This is a genomic window from Micromonospora sp. NPDC049275 (assembly GCF_043197115.1).
Classification (GTDB): Bacteria; Actinomycetota; Actinomycetes; order Mycobacteriales; family Micromonosporaceae; genus Micromonospora.
On sequence record NZ_JBICSN010000002.1, the window covers coordinates 949761 to 967396 of the forward strand.

At 73.8% G+C, this 17636-nt stretch carries 19 protein-coding genes; 5 read left to right on the forward strand and 14 right to left on the reverse strand.

What is annotated here, in order from left to right; genetic code table 11:
- Nucleotides 1-8: 8 nt before the first annotated feature.
- The 7 genes from ACGFIE_RS09860 to ACGFIE_RS09890 form a co-directional block, all read right to left on the reverse strand.
- Nucleotides 9-407, reverse strand: coding sequence for a TraR/DksA C4-type zinc finger protein (locus tag ACGFIE_RS09860; protein WP_363685700.1), 399 nt, complete (start codon nucleotides 405-407; stop codon nucleotides 9-11).
- A 155-nt stretch (nucleotides 408-562) separates the two neighbouring features.
- Nucleotides 563-1207, reverse strand: coding sequence for a uridine kinase (locus tag ACGFIE_RS09865; protein WP_393292939.1), 645 nt, complete (start codon nucleotides 1205-1207; stop codon nucleotides 563-565).
- A gap of 89 nt (nucleotides 1208-1296) precedes the next feature.
- Entirely contained in the window at nucleotides 1297-1902 is a 606-nt protein-coding gene (locus ACGFIE_RS09870; RefSeq protein ID WP_393292942.1) for a winged helix-turn-helix domain-containing protein, read from the reverse strand.
- Between the two features lie 260 nt (nucleotides 1903-2162).
- A complete protein-coding gene (locus tag ACGFIE_RS09875) occupies nucleotides 2163-2732 on the reverse strand; it encodes a winged helix-turn-helix domain-containing protein (protein ID WP_393292944.1) in 570 nt (189 codons plus the stop codon).
- Nucleotides 2733-2784: 52 nt separating this feature from the next.
- Entirely contained in the window at nucleotides 2785-3273 is a 489-nt protein-coding gene (locus ACGFIE_RS09880) for a rhodanese-like domain-containing protein (RefSeq protein WP_363685692.1), read from the reverse strand.
- Between the two features lie 44 nt (nucleotides 3274-3317).
- On the reverse strand, nucleotides 3318-3773 hold the full coding sequence (locus ACGFIE_RS09885; protein WP_393292947.1) for a cysteine dioxygenase: 456 nt from the start codon (nucleotides 3771-3773) through the stop codon (nucleotides 3318-3320).
- Between the two features lie 116 nt (nucleotides 3774-3889).
- Nucleotides 3890-4267, reverse strand: coding sequence for a signal peptidase I (locus ACGFIE_RS09890; protein WP_393292949.1), 378 nt, complete (start codon nucleotides 4265-4267; stop codon nucleotides 3890-3892).
- 108 nt (nucleotides 4268-4375) lie between these two features.
- Between ACGFIE_RS09890 and ACGFIE_RS09895 the strand changes: the two genes are divergently transcribed.
- Nucleotides 4376-4723, forward strand: a complete 348-nt coding sequence (locus tag ACGFIE_RS09895) for an ankyrin repeat domain-containing protein (RefSeq protein ID WP_393293212.1) — start codon at nucleotides 4376-4378, stop codon at nucleotides 4721-4723.
- A 32-nt stretch (nucleotides 4724-4755) separates the two neighbouring features.
- Nucleotides 4756-5763, forward strand: coding sequence for a DUF3500 domain-containing protein (locus ACGFIE_RS09900; RefSeq protein WP_393292952.1), 1008 nt, complete (start codon nucleotides 4756-4758; stop codon nucleotides 5761-5763).
- On the opposite strand, the gene ACGFIE_RS09905 is transcribed toward ACGFIE_RS09900, so the two are convergent.
- The 7 genes from ACGFIE_RS09905 to ACGFIE_RS09935 all read right to left on the reverse strand — a co-directional run bounded on the left by ACGFIE_RS09905 (nucleotide 5730) and on the right by ACGFIE_RS09935 (nucleotide 14646).
- Nucleotides 5730-6494, reverse strand: a complete 765-nt coding sequence (locus ACGFIE_RS09905; RefSeq protein WP_393292954.1) for a class I SAM-dependent methyltransferase — start codon at nucleotides 6492-6494, stop codon at nucleotides 5730-5732. The genes ACGFIE_RS09900 and ACGFIE_RS09905 overlap by 34 nt on opposite strands.
- A 220-nt stretch (nucleotides 6495-6714) precedes the next feature.
- Nucleotides 6715-7206 carry a DUF2231 domain-containing protein gene (locus ACGFIE_RS09910; RefSeq protein ID WP_393292957.1) on the reverse strand — a complete coding sequence of 164 codons (492 nt, stop codon included), beginning with the start codon at nucleotides 7204-7206 and terminating at the stop codon, nucleotides 6715-6717.
- A 220-nt stretch (nucleotides 7207-7426) separates the two neighbouring features.
- Entirely contained in the window at nucleotides 7427-8167 is a 741-nt protein-coding gene (locus tag ACGFIE_RS09915) for a GAF and ANTAR domain-containing protein (protein WP_393293213.1), read from the reverse strand.
- Nucleotides 8168-8346: 179 nt separating this feature from the next.
- On the reverse strand, nucleotides 8347-10638 hold the full coding sequence (gene secA2 / locus ACGFIE_RS09920; RefSeq protein ID WP_393292960.1) for an accessory Sec system translocase SecA2: 2292 nt from the start codon (nucleotides 10636-10638) through the stop codon (nucleotides 8347-8349).
- Nucleotides 10639-10726: 88 nt separating this feature from the next.
- Entirely contained in the window at nucleotides 10727-12505 is a 1779-nt protein-coding gene (locus ACGFIE_RS09925; RefSeq protein ID WP_393292963.1) for an ABC transporter ATP-binding protein, read from the reverse strand.
- Between the two features lie 49 nt (nucleotides 12506-12554).
- Nucleotides 12555-13643, reverse strand: a complete 1089-nt coding sequence (locus ACGFIE_RS09930; RefSeq protein WP_393292966.1) for a zinc-binding dehydrogenase — start codon at nucleotides 13641-13643, stop codon at nucleotides 12555-12557.
- A complete protein-coding gene (locus ACGFIE_RS09935) occupies nucleotides 13636-14646 on the reverse strand; it encodes a Gfo/Idh/MocA family protein (RefSeq protein ID WP_393292968.1) in 1011 nt (336 codons plus the stop codon). Before ACGFIE_RS09935 ends, ACGFIE_RS09930 begins: the two co-directional genes overlap by 8 nt.
- A gap of 223 nt (nucleotides 14647-14869) precedes the next feature.
- Between ACGFIE_RS09935 and ACGFIE_RS09940 the strand changes: the two genes are divergently transcribed.
- The 3 genes from ACGFIE_RS09940 (at nucleotide 14870) to ACGFIE_RS09950 (ending at nucleotide 17583) form a co-directional block, all read left to right on the forward strand.
- Nucleotides 14870-15853, forward strand: coding sequence for a glucosyl-3-phosphoglycerate synthase (locus ACGFIE_RS09940; RefSeq protein ID WP_393293214.1), 984 nt, complete (start codon nucleotides 14870-14872; stop codon nucleotides 15851-15853).
- Nucleotides 15854-15878: 25 nt separating this feature from the next.
- A complete protein-coding gene (locus tag ACGFIE_RS09945; RefSeq protein ID WP_393292970.1) occupies nucleotides 15879-17036 on the forward strand; it encodes a glycosyltransferase in 1158 nt (385 codons plus the stop codon).
- 88 nt (nucleotides 17037-17124) lie between these two features.
- On the forward strand, nucleotides 17125-17583 hold the full coding sequence (locus ACGFIE_RS09950; RefSeq protein WP_393292973.1) for a DUF4383 domain-containing protein: 459 nt from the start codon (nucleotides 17125-17127) through the stop codon (nucleotides 17581-17583).
- The last annotated feature ends 53 nt before the right edge of the window (nucleotides 17584-17636 follow it).

The window sequence follows — 17636 nt, forward strand, 5'->3', positions numbered from 1 at the left end:
GCCGTCGCTCAGGCCGCCCGTCGCTCGCGGGTCTGCTTGCAGGTCACGCACGTGGTGGCGGCCGGGAAGATCTCCAGCCGTTCCACCGGGATCGCCGCCGAGCAGCCCTCGCACCAGCCGTACGTGCCCTCGGCGAGGCGGCCCAGGGCGTGCTCGTACTGGGTGCGCCGGTCGAGGATGGTGCGCAGCAGGGACTGCGCGGTGTCCCGCTCGGCCGTCTTGGTGCCGCTGTCGGCCTGGTCGTCGCCGGCGGTGTCACCGACCTCCACCAGACGCAGCACCTGGCTCTGCAGCACGGCCTGCTCGTACTCGGCGGTCAGGTCGTCGTAGCGCGCCTGCAGGGAGTGCCGGATCTGGTCGATCTCCGTCTGGGACCGGCCCGTACCGACCGTGTCGTGGACGAGCATCGCTGCCTGCCTTTCCTGGGCCTGGTGGCTCAAGGTGAACCGGGTGCCGGCGGCGTGGGCCCCGGTCAACGGTCGCATCCGGTACGCGGGCGGTTACCCGCGCTCTGTGAGCCGGGCGAGTACCCGCCGGAAACGGCACGCAAACCGGCGATTTCTCAGCCGTCCCCGGTCTCCACGAGGGCGGGGTGGCGGCTGTCGTCGGCCCGTACGACCACGTCGGCGAAGCTCGCGGGGACCACCTCCTCGGCGTACCTGTCGAAGGCCGGCAGCGTCCACTCGTCGGCCGCTTCGGTGCGGCGGCGCAAGGCCGCCGGGGACAACTGAAGGTGGACTGTCACGTCGAAGGGCAGTGCGCCGCCGAGCAGGAGCGCGCCGCTGACCAGGACCACGCCGCCGGGTGGCAGGTCGACGTAGCGGGCGCGGCTGGCCCGGTCGGCGGCGGCGTCCCACAGCGACGGCAGCACCCGCCCGTCGCCGCCGGGGCCGGCCGGGTCGAGCACCTCGCGGCGCAGGCCGGCCTCGTCGTTCCAACCCTCGTAGTAGGCGTCCGGGTTGGTGCGGCCGAGCTCGAAGCGCAGCGACGCGGGCCGGAGGAAGTCGTCGGCGCGCACGTGCAGGACCGGGCGGCCCCGGGCGCGCAGCGGGTCGACGAGCGCGGCGGCCAGCGCGTCCGGGCCGGCGGCGGGGGCGCCGTCGACCGCCACGCGCAGCCGGGCGGGCTCGACGGCGCGGGAGGCGTCGGCGAGTCGGGCGGTCAGTTCGGCGACGAGCAGGTCCGGCGAGATGGGACGGATGGGCACCGCACCATCCTGCCTCGTCGGCCCGGGTGGCCTCGCGGATGCCAGCCTGGCCGCCCTGGCCGAGCTGCCGGCCGGTTGGGTGGAGGCGGTCAGCCGGTGCGGTCGACTGTGACGCGGGCGTCGTCGGCCAGTCGGTAGCCGACGCCGTAGACGGTGGTGACCAGGGGAACGTCCACGCCGACCTTGCCGCGCAGCCGCCGCACGTGCACGTCCACGGTGCGGACACCCGCGTGCTCGTAGCCCCAGACGGCGTTGAGCAGTTGCAACCGGGTGAACACCCGGCGGGGGTGGGCGACCAGATGCAGCAGGAGGTCGAACTCCAGCCGGGTCAGCGGCAGCGGTTCGTCGTCGCGCAGCACCGACCGGGACGACGCGAGGATGTGCAGGGCGGGGATCGTCGGGGTGAGGGCTCGGGCGGGCGCCCGGTTGGCCGGCACTCCGTCGGCGCGCCGCTCGGCCGGAACGGAGCTGGTGATCACGGCCTCGCCCCGTTCCAGCATCTCGCGGGCGGCTTCGAGCAGCCGCCGGGCCGGCGGGGTCAGCGACTCCTCACAGGCCAGCGGGATGGACAGCGTCACGGTGAGCATGGGCGCGGCGGTGTTCGTCGGGCGACGTTGACCGCCGGGAGGTCGACCGGGCACCGCGGGTTGGGACGTATGCCATCCGGCGCGCGACGAGGCGGGGCTGACCGACATGGTCCTCCTTGGGCTGGTCCGGGTATCTCCCCACGGCCCGGGACGCCGCTTCATCGATGCTTCCGGGCACCCGGGCGAGGGTCAAGAGGCGGCTGCGTTGCATGAATGTGACAATTGACGAACACATCGGAGCCAGACGCTCGCTCTGCGTACGAAGCCAGATGATTACAGCAGAGCCGCCGGGATGCCCCGTTACGGGGGTCCCCGTCCTGTTCACCATGCCGTCGCGCATCGCCCCCGGACCGCCGCCGGACCGCCACTCAGCGGTTGTGGTCGACGCTGATCCGGGCCTCGTCGCCCAGCCGGTAACCCACCCCGTAGACGGTGGTGACCACCTCGGCTCCGGCCAGCTTGGCGCGCAGGCGCCGCACGTGCACGTCCACGGTGCGGGCCACGGCGTGCTCGTAGCCCCAGACGTTGGACAGCAGCTGGAGGCGGGTGAAGACCCGGTGCGGGCGCTCGGCGAGGAAGAGCAGCAGGTCGTACTCGATGCGGGTCAGCGCGATCACCCGGTCGCCGCAGCGGACCACCCGCGAGCCGGCCAGGATGTGCACGTCGGCCCCGTCGGTGTCGGCGGCGGGCACCTCGACGGCGGCGGGGCGCGACAGCGGACGCGGCAGCGGCGCTACGTCGTCGGCGAGGCCCAGCCGCCCCTCCCCGGCCTCGGCCAGCTCGCCGAGCAGCTGCACCAGCCGGGCCAGCCGAGGGCTCATCGGCCCGGGGGCCAGGTCGAGGGTGATGGTCAGAGTGGGGCCGGTACGCGGGCGGACGACGGCCCGACCCGGGTGACCCGGCGAGTAGGGACGGGTGGGGATCGCGACGACGGACATCGTGCCTCCTGAGATGGCGGTACGCCCGCCACGCCGGGTGCGGCGTGGCGGGTCAGCGGCGCGCCCAGCCGGCGGTGACCGGGGACGCGAGGGGGGATGCGCGGTGCAGTGGGGTGGGGCCGAGCGCCGGCAGGCCGGCGATGCGCCAGGCGGCGAAACCGCCGTCGACGTCGGTGGCGCGGTGCAGGCCGATGTCCTGCAACGCGGCGGCGGCCAGCGACGAGGTGTAGCCCTCCTGGCAGAGGATCACCACCGGCACGTCGTAGTCGACCGCCTCGGGCAGACGCGCCGGGCAGCGCGGGTCGAAGCGCCACTCCAGCACGTTGCGCTCGATCGTGAGCGAGCCGGGCACGACGCCGTGCGCGGCGCGCTGCGCTGCCGGCCGGATGTCGACGAGCAACGCGCCGGCCCGGTACGCCAGGTGCGCTCGCTCCGGGTCGAGACGGTCGAGGCGGGCTCGCGCGGCGGCCAGGAGCTCGTCGATGCCCCGGGAGCCCGGCGGTGGCACGGGCGCCGGACAGTGCTCGGCGGTGAGCTGCATTATCGGTTCCTTCCGGTGACGAGGGGGCGGTGCGAACGAGAGGCTCACCAGGACCGGCCGGCCTCGGCGACCTCGGCGACCCGCAGGCGGCCGTCGAGGAGGTGGTAGCGGGTCATCCGGCGCAGCGCCGGCCGGTAGACGTGCACGCTTACCGCCGGCTCCGGGCCGCAGTTGGTGACCTGGTGGACGTGGCGAGCGCCGAAGCGGCGGCCGACGCCGGCGGGCAGCAGACGAGGGCGCAGGTCTCCCCGGGCGACCGTCTCCTCGGTGAGGGCGCCGGCGACCACCCGGAAGGCGCCGGCGGAGCCGCCGTGGTCGTGCAGGTCGGTGCCCTGGCCGGGCAGCCAGCTCAGGGCCCACACCTCGTGGTCGTCGGCGGTGGCGAGCCGGGCGTACCAGCGCTCGACGGGGTCGAAGCGCAGCTCGACCGGCCAGCCGGCCGGGTCGGCCCACCGGGCGGCGACGGCGAGCAGGTCAAGAGCCGGGCGATCGTGGGTCATCGGTGGTTCCTCAGCGGGTCGTTCGGCGGGGTGCCCCCGTACTCTAGCCGGCAAAGCCTATAGGTTTAGTAGGTAATTCCACATGCCGGGAGGCGATCCCCGCGCCCGCTCGGGGTTCAGCGCAGGATCGGGGGGTCCACCCGGTAGCCGGGCAGCGACGGCCACCGCACGGTCAGCACCACCGAGGCCCGCTCCGCGTACCAAGAGTGATCCACTCCCCGCGCCCACACCACGTAGTCGCCGGGGGTGGCCAGCCGTACCGTCCGGTCCGGCAGTTCGACACGGAAGCACCCGTCGACGAGCACCAGCAGGGTGGTACGGCGCTCACCTGTCGCCCACCGTGAACGGGCCTCTCCGGGCGGATGCACGCCCCACTTCACCTCGACGTCGGTGCTGTGCCGGATCTCGTCCGGCGGCGCGAAGTGCCCGAGCAGCCAGCCCCCGTTGCCGGCGCCGTCCACGCCCGCGTTGCCCACGTAGACCGTCTCGCCCATCGAACCCTCCCCCACCGCGTCGGCCGAGCAACCTATCAGGACCTCCGCGGCTACCCTGGACCGGTGACCGAGGACCTTGACGCCGAGACGCTGGCGTTCGCGCACCGGATGTTCGACCTCGCCCGCGCGGGCTCCACCGAGGAGCTGGCCGCCCAGGTCGACGCCGGCCTGCCGGTCAACCTGACCAACGACAAGGGCGACACGCTGCTGATCCTTGCCGCCTACCACTCCCACCCGGACACGGTGGCCGCCCTGCTGGCCCGCGGCGCGGACCACACGCGAGCCAACGACCGCGGACAGACCGCACTCGCCGCCGCGGTCTTCCGCAGCAGCGCGGACGCCGTCCGCGCGCTGCTCGCCGCCGGCGCCGACCCGAAGCACGGCACCCCGTCGGCGATCGAGACCGCGCAGTTCTTCGACCTGCCGGAGATGGCCGCTCTGCTGCGGGCCGGCTGACGCGGCCAGGGTCGGGCCGGTATACAGGGTCGGTGGAAGATCCCCTGCCCGAACAGATGCGTGCCGCAGGCACCGCGCTGCTGGCCGCGCTCGATCCCGCGACCCGCATCGGCGCCGTGTACCCGTTCGACGACGAGTCGGCCCGACGCTGGCTGGAGTACCGGCCCCGCCCCCGCCCCGGCGTCTGCCTCGCCGAGCTGGACGTCGCCGGCCGCAAGGCCGCGCACCGGCTGCTGGCCACCGCGCTCAGCCCAACGGCGTACGCCCAGGCCATGGCGATCATCGCGCTGGAGGAGGTCCTCGACCGGGCCGAGGGCTGGCACCGCGGGCGGCACAGCGGCGACTACTGGATCGCCGTGTTCGGTGACCCGGCCCGCGACGACCGCTGGGCGTGGCGGCTCGAAGGGCACCACCTGTCGGTGACCATGACCGTTGTCGACGACCAGGTCTCCCCCGCGCCGATCTTCTTCGGAGCCAACCCGGCGGCGGTGCGCTACGCCGGGCACGCCGTCTCCCGACCGCTCGGCGTCGAGGAGGACCTGGCCCGCGCCCTGCTCGACGCCCTCGGGCCGGCCGGCCGGGCCGCCGCGATCATCGCCGACGAGGCGCCCACGGACATCATCAGCGCCACCCGCGGACGGGTCGACGGCCCCCTCGAACCGCTCGGCGTGCCGGCCGACCGCCTCGGCCCGACCGGCCGCGCGCTGCTCGACCAGGTCGTCGCGCTCTACCTGGACCGGCTGCCTCCCGAGCTGGCCGTCGTCGAGGCCGCCCGCGTCGGGAGCGGCCCGCTGCACTTCGCCTGGGCCGGCCCGACGACGCCCGGCCAGCGGCACTACTACCGGGTGCAGGGCGACGACCTGCTGATCGAGTACGACAACACCAGCGCCGACGGCAACCACGCGCACACGGTGCTCCGCCGCCCCGCCAGCGACTTCGGCGCCGACATCCTGGCCACCCACCACCAGACCCATCCGCCTGACACCCCCGGCGACGGTCGGAAATCTCACGAGGTGGGGCGGGTGGCTTCGATGAGGTAGCGCTGGGCGTGGGCGATGAAGGGGCCCTCGTTGGTGATGCGGCGGTGCAGCGCCAGCAGTTCGGGACGGTAGCGGTCCACCGTGAAGCCCGGCACCGTCCACACCACCTTGCGCAGGAACCACACCACCGCGCCGATGTCGTGGAAGACCGCGCGCAGCGTGGCCCGGCGCAGGTCCACCACCCGCAACCCGGCGGCCTCGGCGGCGGCCACCGCGTGCTCAGGGTGCCGCCCCTGAGGCGGGGGCAGCGGGCCGAGGATCGCCTCACTCAGCTCCCGCATCGTGCCCGGCCCGATCTGCTGGGACAGGTACGTCCCACCAGGGCGCAGCACCCGGGCCGTCTCGGCCCAGTCGGTGCGTACCGGGTGGCGGCTGACCACCAGGTCGAAGGCGTTGTCGCGGAACGGCAGCGCCGAGTCGGGGGCGACCGCCACCACGGTCGCGCCGAGCGGGCGCAGGGTCCGCCGGGCAACCTCGACGTTCGGCGGCCACGCCTCGGTGGCCGTCAACACCTTCGGCGGGTACGGAATCTCGGCGAGCACCTCGCCGCCGCCGGTGTCCACGTCCAACGCGGCGTCGGCGCGTGCCATCCGGTCGGCGACCAGCCGGGCGTACCCCCAGGGTGGGCGTTCCTCGGTGGCCCGGCCGGCCAGCCAGTCGAAGCCCCAGCCGGCGACCGGCGCGGCGGCCGCCTCGGCGATCAACGTCTCGGCATCACGTTCGGCGCTCATGGGAGCCAGCCTCACCGCCCGGCCGGTCGGTGGCAACCCATTTGCGACCGCCACCGTCCCGGCCAGGCCGGCGGGTCAGGGACGGGGCCGCATCGCCGCCGGGCACGCGAACGGACGGCATCTCACGGACGGGGCCGCATCGCCGCCGGGCACGCGAACGGACGGCATCTCGCGGACCGGACCACGTCGCCCGCGCGCGGCGCGGACGGGCGCGTGTCCGTCAGGGGTGGGGGCGGGCGACCTCGGCGGTGCCGCCGGCGAGAGCGTCCAGACTGCCGGTCTCGGCCCGGCCGGCGTCGAACTGGCGCATGAGCCGCGCGCCCAGGCGCACACCCACGCCACCGGCGGCGAGCGCGACCAGCTCGGTGGCCAGGATCGCGATCGTCGCGCCGCGCTGCGGTGAGTGGGCGCGCACCAGGCAGGTGACCAGGAACAGGCCGGCCATGGCCGCGTTCACCAGGTTGAAGGCGATTGCGGTGCGGCGGGTGCCGTCGACCGGCACGTCCCACAGGTCGACCATGCCGGCGACCGCCGTCATCGCGGCGGCGAACAGGGCGGCGACGCCGGTCCAGTAGCCGACCTCGCCGAGGAACGTCGGCCCGCCGGCGACGTCGGTGAGGTCGAAGACCGTGGCGCTGACGAAGAGGCCGAGCGGGAACGTCACAAGCATCGGTTGGATGGGATGCCCCTGCACGCGCAGCCGGCTCTGCATCGGTCCTCCCCAGGGTCGGCGCAGCTCACGACTCCAGGGTGCTACCCGACCCCCCGCCGCACGAAACGACGCCGCCCGACTCGCCGCCGACCGGGAGAACGGGCACCGCGCAGCGTGATCCACTCGGGTTCCAGGAAATCGCGCTGTTCGCACGGCTCGGACACCCCGATTTCCTGGAAACCGAGTTGATCACCGCGCGCCGCCACGGCGACAGGGCCGGTCAGGTCTCGCGGGGGCGGGAGACCGTCCGGATGAGGCGCTCGGCCACCTCGCGCAGCGGGATGTCCAGGGACGAGGCGGCGGCGCGCAGCACGTCGAGGGCCTCGGCCGGCGGGCAGCCGCGCTGCGTCATGATCACACCGACGGCCTGCCCGACCACACCGTCGTGCAGGAGCGCGGCGTCCCGCTCGCCGACGAGCGCCTGCCGGCGGCTCCGGTCGCGGACGGCGGCCAGCAGCAGACCGGCGTGCTCGGCGAGCAGCATCGCGGTCAACTGGTGCTGAGGGGTGAGGACGTCGGGCACGGCGGCGTACAGGTTGATCGCCCCGATGACCTGGTCGTCGATGTCCACCGGAGCGGAGATGACCCCGCGGACGCCGAGGTCGCGGGCGCGTGGCGTCCAGGCCGGCCAGCGTGGTTCGCCGGTCAGGTCCACCGCGAGGATCATCTCGCGGCGGCTGATGGCGCTCATCGCCGGCGAGTCGGGCCCGTGGCGCAGGTCGTCGAGGCCGGCCAACCGCTCGTCGGAGGCGGCCACGCCGGCCGGTTCGCCGGCCCGCAGGGCGGTGAAGCCGCACCAGCGCACCCCGGCCACCGCGTCGCGGGTGACCCGGACCAGCGCCAGCAACGCCTCGTCGAAATCGGTCAACGCGATGAGGCCGGCGGTCAGCTCCCGCAACAGCGCGGCGGTCTCCAGCACGCCGAGGTGCTCGACCACCGGTTCCCGCGTGTCCACGTTCACCGTTCCACTGCCCTCGTACGCCCTCGCGTGCATCCCGCCGACATCGTCACCTGTGCCATGGTCTGCTCTCTTCCGCCGTGACCGACCCGCCCTACTACCCTCGCAAACCGGGATCGAAACGGCGTAAGGCGGGGCCTCTGCCACACCGCGGAGGTGTGGCAGAGGCCCCGAATGCCAGGTCAGCGCGAAGCGCCGCTGAGCCGCCGCCCGATCGAGGCGATCAGCCGGTCGAGCTCGGAGCCGAACGGGTTGTCGTGCACCAGGTACGTCCAGGTGGCGGTCGGCCGGATCAGGGTGCCGTCCTCGGGCGTCCAGTCCTCGTCGAACTCGGTCTCGGTGAACGTGGCGATGGTGCGGGCCTCGATCTCCGGAACGAGGTTGTTGAACGCCGGCACCGCTGCCCGGTGGAACTCGTCCAGTGGGTCGAGCCGGCCCAGCGCGCGCAGGTGCACGCCCTCGCGGACCTCGGACAGCTCGGCCAGGTGCTCGGCCCAGAGCCGGTCCAGGTGGAAGAGCGCGATCGAGCGGGCCACCCGGGCGAGCAGGTCCTCGTCCATCTCGCCGGCCTTCTCGGGCATCTTGTCCAGCAGCATCAGCGCGGCCACGTCGCTTGTCAGCAGCCGCTCCCGACGGGCGGCGAGGGCGATGCGCTGCTGCTCGATCACCACGCTGTAGCGCCAGGTGTTGCGGTGGATCTCGTGGTTGACGCCCTCGGCGACCCGCTGGGCGTGCTCGACCGCGTAGTCGACCTGCTCGTCGGTGACGAGGCCGTCGGCGTTCATCCGCGGCGACGGGGGAATCGCGTCGGCGGCGTGCCGGACGACCAGGTCGTCCTCCAGGCTGACGAAGAAGACCGAGCCACCCGGGTCGCCCTGGCGGCCGGCGCGGCCGCGCAGCTGGTCGTCGACGCGGCGGCTGTCGTGCCGGCCGCTGCCGATCACGTAGAGGCCACCCAGCTCGGTCACCCGCTCCTGGTCGGTCTGGTCACTGCCGCCGAGCCGGATGTCGACGCCCCGGCCGGCCATCTGGGTGGAGACGGTCACCGCGCCGTACGCGCCGGCCTCGGCGATGATCGCCGCTTCCTCGTCGTCGTTCTTGGCGTTCAGCACCACGCAGGACACGCCTGCCGCGTTGAGCCCGGCGGCCAACCCCTCGGACTCCTTCACGTCCAGGGTGCCGACCAGCACCGGCCGCCCCTTGGCGTGCCAGCGCTGGATCTCGTCGATAAGCGCCTCGTCCTTCTCGGCGCGGGTCGCGTAGATCCGGTCGGGCTCGTCCTCGCGGACACACGGGGTGTTCGGCGGGATCACCGCGACCTCGAGGGCGAAGAATTCGCGCAACTGGTCGCCGACCAGCACCGCCGTGGCGGTCATGCCGCACACCTTCGGGTAGAGCGCGATGAACGCCTGCACGGCGATGGTGCCCAGCACCTCACCCTCGGCGGTGGCGTCCAGGCCCTCCTTCGCCTCGACCGCCGCCTGGAGCCCGTCGGGCCAGCGGCGACGCTGGGCCACCCGGCCGCGCATCTCGTCGATCAGCTCGACCGAGCCGTCCCGCACGATGTAGTCCACGTCGCGGTGCAGCAGGGCCTGGGCGTGCAGCGCCACGTGGACCGCGGAGAGCTGCTCGACGTGCTCCTCGTCGTACAGGTCGATGCCGAGCTTGGCCTCGACGGCGGCCAGGCCGGCGGAGGTGAAGGCGACGCTGCGCCCGTCCTCGGCGACCGTGTAGTGCTTGCCCTTGCGCAGGCCCCGCACCAGCGCGGCGGCGGCGTGCACCGGATCCTGCTCGCCCGGCACCGCGCCGGCCAGGACCATCGGCACCCGGGCCTCGTCGATCATGATCGAGTCGGCCTCGTCGATGATCGCGGTGGTCAGTACGGGCTGCACCCGGTCGGCCACGTCGGTGACCAGCTGGTCGCGCAGGTAGTCGAAACCCGCCTCGCTCACCGAGACGTAGGTGACGTCGCAGCCGTAGGCGTCGCGCCGCTCCTGCGGCGTGGACGCCTCGTTGACCCAGCCGACGGTCAGGCCGAGCAGCGTGTAGATGGGCTCCATCCACTGGGCGTCGCGGCGGGCCAGGTAGTCGTTGACGGTGAGCACGTGCACCGGCCCGTTGCCGAGCCGGACGTGCCCGTACGCGGCGATGGCGGCGGTAAGCGTCTTGCCCTCACCGGTGGCCATCTCGGCGACCTTGCCGGAGAGCAGCGCCATCGCGCCGAGCAGCTGCACGTCGTACGGCCGCTGGTCGAGGCCCCGGCGGGCGGCCTCGCGGCCGACGGCGCAGATCTCCTCGTAGCCGGAGGCGGACCCGGCGGCCTCGGTCAGCTCGGCGTCGTCCAGCGCGGCGAGGTCATCCTCGCGCGCCTCGATCGCCGGCAGCAGCTTCTCCAGCGGAGCAAGATCCACGGTTGATCCCGGGCGCTGGAGGAACCGCCGGAACTTGCTCTTGAACCGTTGCGACACACCCATGAGCGGCAACGGTACGCGATTCCGGCCGCCTTGCGCGGCCCGGCCGGTCGGGTATCCGCCGGCATGTCGATTCCGCGTCGCCGTGGGGTCAGGCGACCAGCAGTTGGTGGGTGGCCAGCTCCCGGTAGAGGGGGTCGGTGGCGGTCAGCTCGGCGTGGGTGCCCACCGCCACCACCCGGCCGCCGTCGAGCACGACGATCTGGTCGGCGTCCACGACTGTGGCGAGCCGATGCGCCACGATCAGCAGTGTCCGGCGGACGGCCACCGCGTCGATGGCCCGGCGCAGCGCGGCCTCGTTGCGCGCGTCGAGGTTGCTTGTCGGCTCGTCGAGCAGCAGGACCGGCGGGCCGGCCAGCAGCGCCCGCCCGATGGCCAGCCGCTGCCGCTCGCCCCCGGAGAGCAGCACCCCGCCCTCCCCCACCTGCACGTCCAGGCCCTGAGCGGTGCGCTGCTCCAGGTGGCGCAGGTTCACCTCGTCGAGGACCTCGCGCAGCCGGTCGTCGGTGGCGTCCGGAGCGGTGATCAGCAGGTTCTCGCGCAGGGTGCCGGCGAGCACGGGCGCCTCCTGCTCGACGTACCCGAGCCGGGCGCGCAGCGCGTCGCGGGGCAGCTCCCGTACGTCGGTCCCGTCGACGCGGACCACGCCGGCGCTCACCTCGTAGAAGCGCTCGACCAGGGCCAGCAGCGTCGACTTGCCGGCGCCCGAGGGACCTACCAGTGCGGTACGGGTGCCGGCCGGCACCGCGAAGCTGACGTCGTGCAGCACCGGAGTGCCGCCCGGGTAGCCGAACCCGACCCGGTCGAACTCGATCATCGGGGCGGGCCGGCGTGGGGTCGTCGTGGCGGTCGGGGTCGTCGGCCGGTCCGCCGCGCCCTCCGCCGGCACGGCCAGGATCTCCTCGATCCGCTGCAACGCGCCCAGACCGGACTGCAACTGGGTGTACGCGCGCAGCACCTGGCCCAGCGGCAGCGCCAGGAGGAACAGGTACATGACGAAGGCGACCAGGTCGCCGACGGAGATCGCCCCGGCGGCGACCCGCGCCCCGCCGATCCCCAGCACCAGCAGGAACGCTCCCTGCACGGTGACCGAGCCGATCGGGCCGATCAGCGCCTGCACCCGGGCCACCCGCAGCCCCGCCGCGTACGCCTGTCGGGCGCTGCCGGTGACTGTCTCCGCCTCCCGGCTCTCGGCGCGGCTGGCCCGGATGGTCCGGGCCGCCGAGATGGCCCGCTCCACCGCCGAGGTCATCTCACCGATCCGCTCCTGCGCGAGGCGGGCCAGCGCACGGACCCGGCGGGCGAAGGTCGCGGCGAAGCCGAGCCCCAGCCCCACCCCGAGCAGGGTGACGCCGAACAGCAGCGGGTCGAGCAGCACCATCGCGGTGCCGGCGCCGAGCACCATCACCGCCCCGGTGACCGTCTCGAACAGCCCGGAGGTGACGACCGCCCGCAGTAGGGTGGTGTCCGACCCGACGCGGGAGAGCAGGTCGCCGGTGCGCCGCTTGTCGTACTCGGCGATGGGTAGCCGCAGCAGGTGATCGGCCAGCCGTCGCCGGGTGCCCAGCACCAGCCCCTCGGCGGTGCGTTGCAGCAGGTAGTCGCGCAGCCCGCCGATCGCCGCCCCGAGCACCACGAGCGCCACCAGCACCGCCACCAGCGCGGACGCCGGGTGCGCGGCGCCGATCCGGTCGAGCACCGAGCGGGTGAGCAGAGGCTGGGCCAGCGACGCCGCCGAGCCGGCCAGCGACAGCGCGCCCACCGCGACGAGGGTGCCGCGGTGCTCCCGCAGGTACGGCAGCAACGCGCTCAGACCGACCGGTCGGCTCGCGGGTGCGTCGCCGACCGGCCGGTCCTTCGGGGTGCTCATGGCGGGAACGGTAGCCCGCCGTGTCACCCGGCGGGCGCGCTCCGGCGGCTCACGTGGCCAGGACGACCTGCAACTCCTGGCGGCGGCGCTCGGCCAGGTCGGTGAGCAGGGTGGGCGCCTCGTCGAACGGCACCACCGCCGAGACGAGATGCTTGCGGATCACGTCCCCGTACGCCCGCAGCAGGTCGATGGTCTCGGCGGAGAGCCGTTCCCGGTCCCAGGTGGGCGCGAGCCCGCGCGGCACCCGCCCGATCTGGGCGCAGCGCAGCGCCAGCCCGTTGTGGTGGAACTCCTCACCGAGGCGGACCGCGTCCGCGCCGCCCTGGTAGAACGCCAGGTCGATCACGGTGCCCTGCGGGCGCAGCGTCCGCAGCGCGAGCTGCAGCGCCCACGCCTGCCCCCGGCACTGGAACACGACGTCGGCGCCCCGGTCACCGGCGGTGTGGGCCCACCGGGTCTTGAGCACCACTGCCGGGTCGTCCGCGTCCGGGTCGAGGGTCTCCAGGCCGAGCGCCTCGGCGACCTGGCGGCGGCGCGGGGTGGGGTCGAGCACCACCACCGAGGCGGCGCCGTGCCGCTGGGCCAGCAGCGCGGTCAGCAGACCCACCACGCCGGCGCCGACCACGGCGACCCGCCGGCCGCGTACACCGTCGCCGAGCGAGCGGACGTCCGCGCCGTGCAGGTCGGCGGCGGCGTGCAGCAGGCCGTTGGCGCAGATCGGACCCATGTGCGCGACGTAGACGCCGAGCAGCGGGTCCAGGTCGTCGGGCAGCGGCACGAACCGCTCGGCCACCGGGTCGGCAAGCCAGCCGGTGCGGTGGCCGTAGGTCATCGCGCCGACGGCGCCCACCGGGACCGCTGGCGTGGCGCTCTCCACCACCCGGCCGACCTGCATGTACCCCAGTCGGGTCACCGGGTACGGGGTGCTGGCCTCCCCGGGCTGGAAGAGCCCCAGGTCGGCGTTCCAGGTGACGTTCAGGTAGGGGTTCGTGCCCTTGACGTAGCTCAGCTCGGTGCCGGCGGACACGCCGCTGAACAGTGTCTCGACGCGGAAGGTGCCGGGGCGCAGCGCCGCGGCCTCCTGCTCGACGAGTTCCACCCGGCCGGGGGCGGCGACCGTGACCACCCGATCACGCATCGACGCTCACCCCGCTGGTCAGCGCGACCGACTCGGCGGACGCGTCGAGGCGTACCGTCTGACCGGTGCGGGCCGAGTCGGCCACCGCGAGGGCCAGTCGCTGGGTCTTCAGCGCCTCGGCGTACGGGACACGGACGTCGTCGCCGACGCCGCGTACCGCGTCGACGAAGGCGCGGTCCACCGCCACCCGGGCGGCCTCCGGATCGGCGGGGACGTGTCGCTCGCCGTCGGCGTCGCGGATCAGCAGGCCGTCCTCGGTCAGCGCCAGGGCCAGCCCGTCGGCCAGGATCTCCAGCCCGGCCCGGTGCTTCCAGCCCAGCACGCAGGCCGCGCTGAGCGTGCCGACCGCCCCGTCGGCGAAGCGCAGCGCGGCGGTGGTCACCGAGTCGATGTCGGCGCCGTCGACAGGCGGTGGCGTGCCGTTGCCGTACGCGGTGACCTCGGTGACCTCGCCGGCCAGCACCCGGATCAGGTCCAGCACGTGGGCGGCCTGCTCGACCACCGGGCCTCCGGAGCGGTCGCGGCGCGCCCACCAGGCGACCGGCGGCACCTTGTCCAGCCAGGCGCCGCTGACCATCCGCACCGGACGGTCGGCGAGCAGCTCGCGGGCCTGGTCGAGCACGCTCAGGTAGCGCCAGTGGTGCCCGACCGCGGTCCGCAGCCCACGCCGGGCCACGAGGTCGGCGACGCGCTCGGCGGTGACCAGGTCGACGGCGACGGGCTTCTCCACGAACATCGGCACACCGGCGTCGATCACCGCCTCCTCGGCGGGACCGTGCGCGAAGGGCGGCACGCAGACGTACACCGCGTCGGGGGCGGCGGCCAGCAGCTCGGTGACGTCGCGGAAGGTCTGACCGCCGTGCTGGGCGGCCAGCGCGGACGCCGCCTCCGGCACCACGTCGGTCACCCCGACCAGTTCGACGTCGTCGAACCCGGACAGCACCCGCGCATGACGTTGTGCCACCCCGCCGGCTCCCACGAGACCCACCCGGCATCGACCCATTCGACAACCTCTTTCGAGAACGTTTCGGCTTCGCTGGGAGCAGTCCCCTGGGGTGCGCGCAATCAAACGTTCATCCCCTGGGAACGCCAGGATGTCACCATCGTGATCAAGCTGTTGCGCTGGGAACGGTTAGCGCGTGGTGGCGAGTGGGAATTAGAGGCTCCGCTTGTTCCACGCACGAAACGGAGGGGTGCCCGTGCGGGATACGACCGTGTCACCGGTGGTGGAGGCGTGGGCCACGTACCGGACCACCTCGGCGTCGGACTGGCCGGCACGCCGGCTGCTGCGCGCCAAGGGAGAGAGCCGGGTCAGCGTGGTGCTGCCGGCACGCAACGAGGAGGCGACTGTCGGCGCGATCGTGTCGACCATCCGGGAACACCTGATGGATCGGGTCGCTCTCGTCGACGAACTGATCGTGGTGGATTCACGGTCGACCGACCGCACCGCGCAGGTGGCCCGCGCCGCCGGCGCGGAGGTGGTCAGCCAGGACGCGATGACCCGGGGCCTGCCCCGGCTCACCGGAAAGGGCGACGCGCTCTGGGCTGGGCTGGCCGCCGCCGAGGGCGACGTGGTGGCGTTCATCGACGCCGACCTGCGGGAGTTCCGCCCGCACTTCGTCACCGGTCTGCTGGGGCCGCTGCTCACCGATCCGTCGGTGGACTTCGTGAAGGGCTTCTATCACCGGCCCCTGGTGGGAACCGCCAGCGTGGAGCAGGACGGCGGTGGCCGGGTGACCGAGCTGATGGCCCGACCGCTGCTCAACCTCTTCTGGCCCGAGCTGGCCGGCTTCGTGCAGCCGCTCGCCGGCGAGTACGCCGGTCGCCGCGAGGTGCTGTCGCAGGTGCCGTTCGTCTCCGGGTACGGCGTGGAGACGGCGATGATGATCGACCTGCTGGACCTGGTCGGCTTGGACGCGTTGGCGCAGGTCGACCTGGGCGAGCGCAAGCACCGCCACCAGGACACGGCGGCGCTCGGCAGGATGTCCGCGCAGATCATGCTGACCGCCTGGTCCCGGCTGCAACGACGCGGCTGGGCGAGCCCGGGCATGATGCCGGAGGCGCTGCTCACACAGTTCCGCCGCGGCGGATCGGACACGCTGCCGAACCTGGACCGAGAGATCGTGGTCAGCGACGTCTCCATCGAGGAGCGTCCCCCGCTGGCCGAGCTGCGCCACCGGGTCCCCCGCCGACGGGTGGCCGCGGCGTGAGCGCCGAGGTACAGGAGTGCCCCCGATGAGCCTCACCGTGTTGATGAACGCCGGACCGTGGCTGTCGGTGCCCCCGCCCGGCTACGGCGGCATCGAGAACGTCATCGCCACCCTGGTGCCGGAGCTGCGGCGACTCGGCGTACGAGTGGTGCTCGCCTCGGTGGCCAGCAGCGACCTGCCGGTGGACGAGAAGGTGTCGGTCTTCGCCGACGGGCAGTTCGCGGCGTTGCAACGGCCGTACAACCAGGTCTGCGGGATCGCCCAGGCGCACCTGGCCGGGGTGGTCCGCGAGCTGCACTCCCGCGACGACATCGACCTGGTCCACGACCACGTGGAGGCGGTCGGGCTGGCCACCCTCACCGCGATGGGCCCGTCCGGGCCACCGACCCTGCACACCCTGCACTGGGACCTGGCCAAGCACCCCGCGCTGTACGGCAGCCTGGACGGCGGCGACCGGGTCCGGGTCAACGGCGTCTCGGCGTCGCAGCTGGCTCGGGCGCCGCTCGCGCTGCGGGAGCACTCCGTCGGTCACGTGCACCTGTCCACGCCCCTCGCGGTGGACGCCGACCGCCGGCCCCGCCCGGAGAAGGGCGAGCACCTGCTCATCCTCGGGCGGATCAACCCGGGCAAGGGGCAGGACGTGGGCGCGCGGCTCGCGCGGCGGATCGGCGTACCGCTGGTGCTGGCCGGCCCGGTGGGTCCGTATCACCGCCCGGCCGACCTGGCCGCGGCCGGCGACGAGGCCCGGCAGAACCCGGACGTGCGGTTCTACCTCGACGAGGTGGCGCCGCACGTCGACGGTGATCTGGTGCGCTGGATCGGCACCGTGGCCGGGCAGGAGCGTGACGACCTGCTGGCCAGCGCCCGCGCGTCACTGTTCCCGCTGCGCTGGGAGGAGCCGGGCGGCACGGCGGTGGTCGAGTCGCTGGCCCTGGGCACGCCTGTGGTGGCCACCGGTCGGGGCTGCCTGCCGGAGTTGATCGAGCACGGCCGCACCGGCCTGCTCACCGCCGACGAGGCCGAGTTGGACGACCTCGTGCTCGCCGCCGACCTGCTCGACCCGGACGAGTGCCGACGGGTCGCCGCGCAGCGGTTCACGCCCGCGGTGATGGCCGAGCGCTACGTCGAGCTGTACCAGCGGGTCCGCGACCTGGACACCGCGCCCCGCCTGCAACCGGTCTGAGCGCGCACCCGTTGCCGTCGGCGCGTTTCGCGTCGGCGGCAACGGGTAGACGCGTCGCTCACGCCCGTCGCGCAGCGAGGAGCCGGTGATGGTCGGACCGATGGCGCACTCCCGGGCCCGGGCCAACCCGGCCGACGGCAAGCCACCGGTACGCCGGGCGGCGAGCTCCGCGTCGGTGCTCTTCCTACTGGTCGGCGTGCTGGGCTTCGTCCCGGGGATCACCAGCGGGACGGACGGTCTGCGCTTCGCGGGGCACGCCTCGGGCGCGTTCCTCTTCGGCGTCTTCCAGGTATCGGTGCTGCACAACCTCGTACACCTGCTGTTCGGGATGGTCGGCCTCGCGCTGGCGCGCACGGTCAGCGGCGCCCGGACCTTCCTCGTCGGCGGCGGCGCCGTCTACCTGGTGCTCTGGCTCTACGGCCTGGCGGTGGACCACGACACCGGCGCGAACGTCCTGCCGGTCAACGCCGCCGACGGCTGGCTGCACCTCGGCCTCGGCCTGGGCCTGATCGCGCTGGGTCTGCTGACCGGGCGGGCACGCCGCTGACCTGCGCGTCGGGGCGTGACCTGCGTCCCCCGTCCGACCGCTGCGGTTTGGTG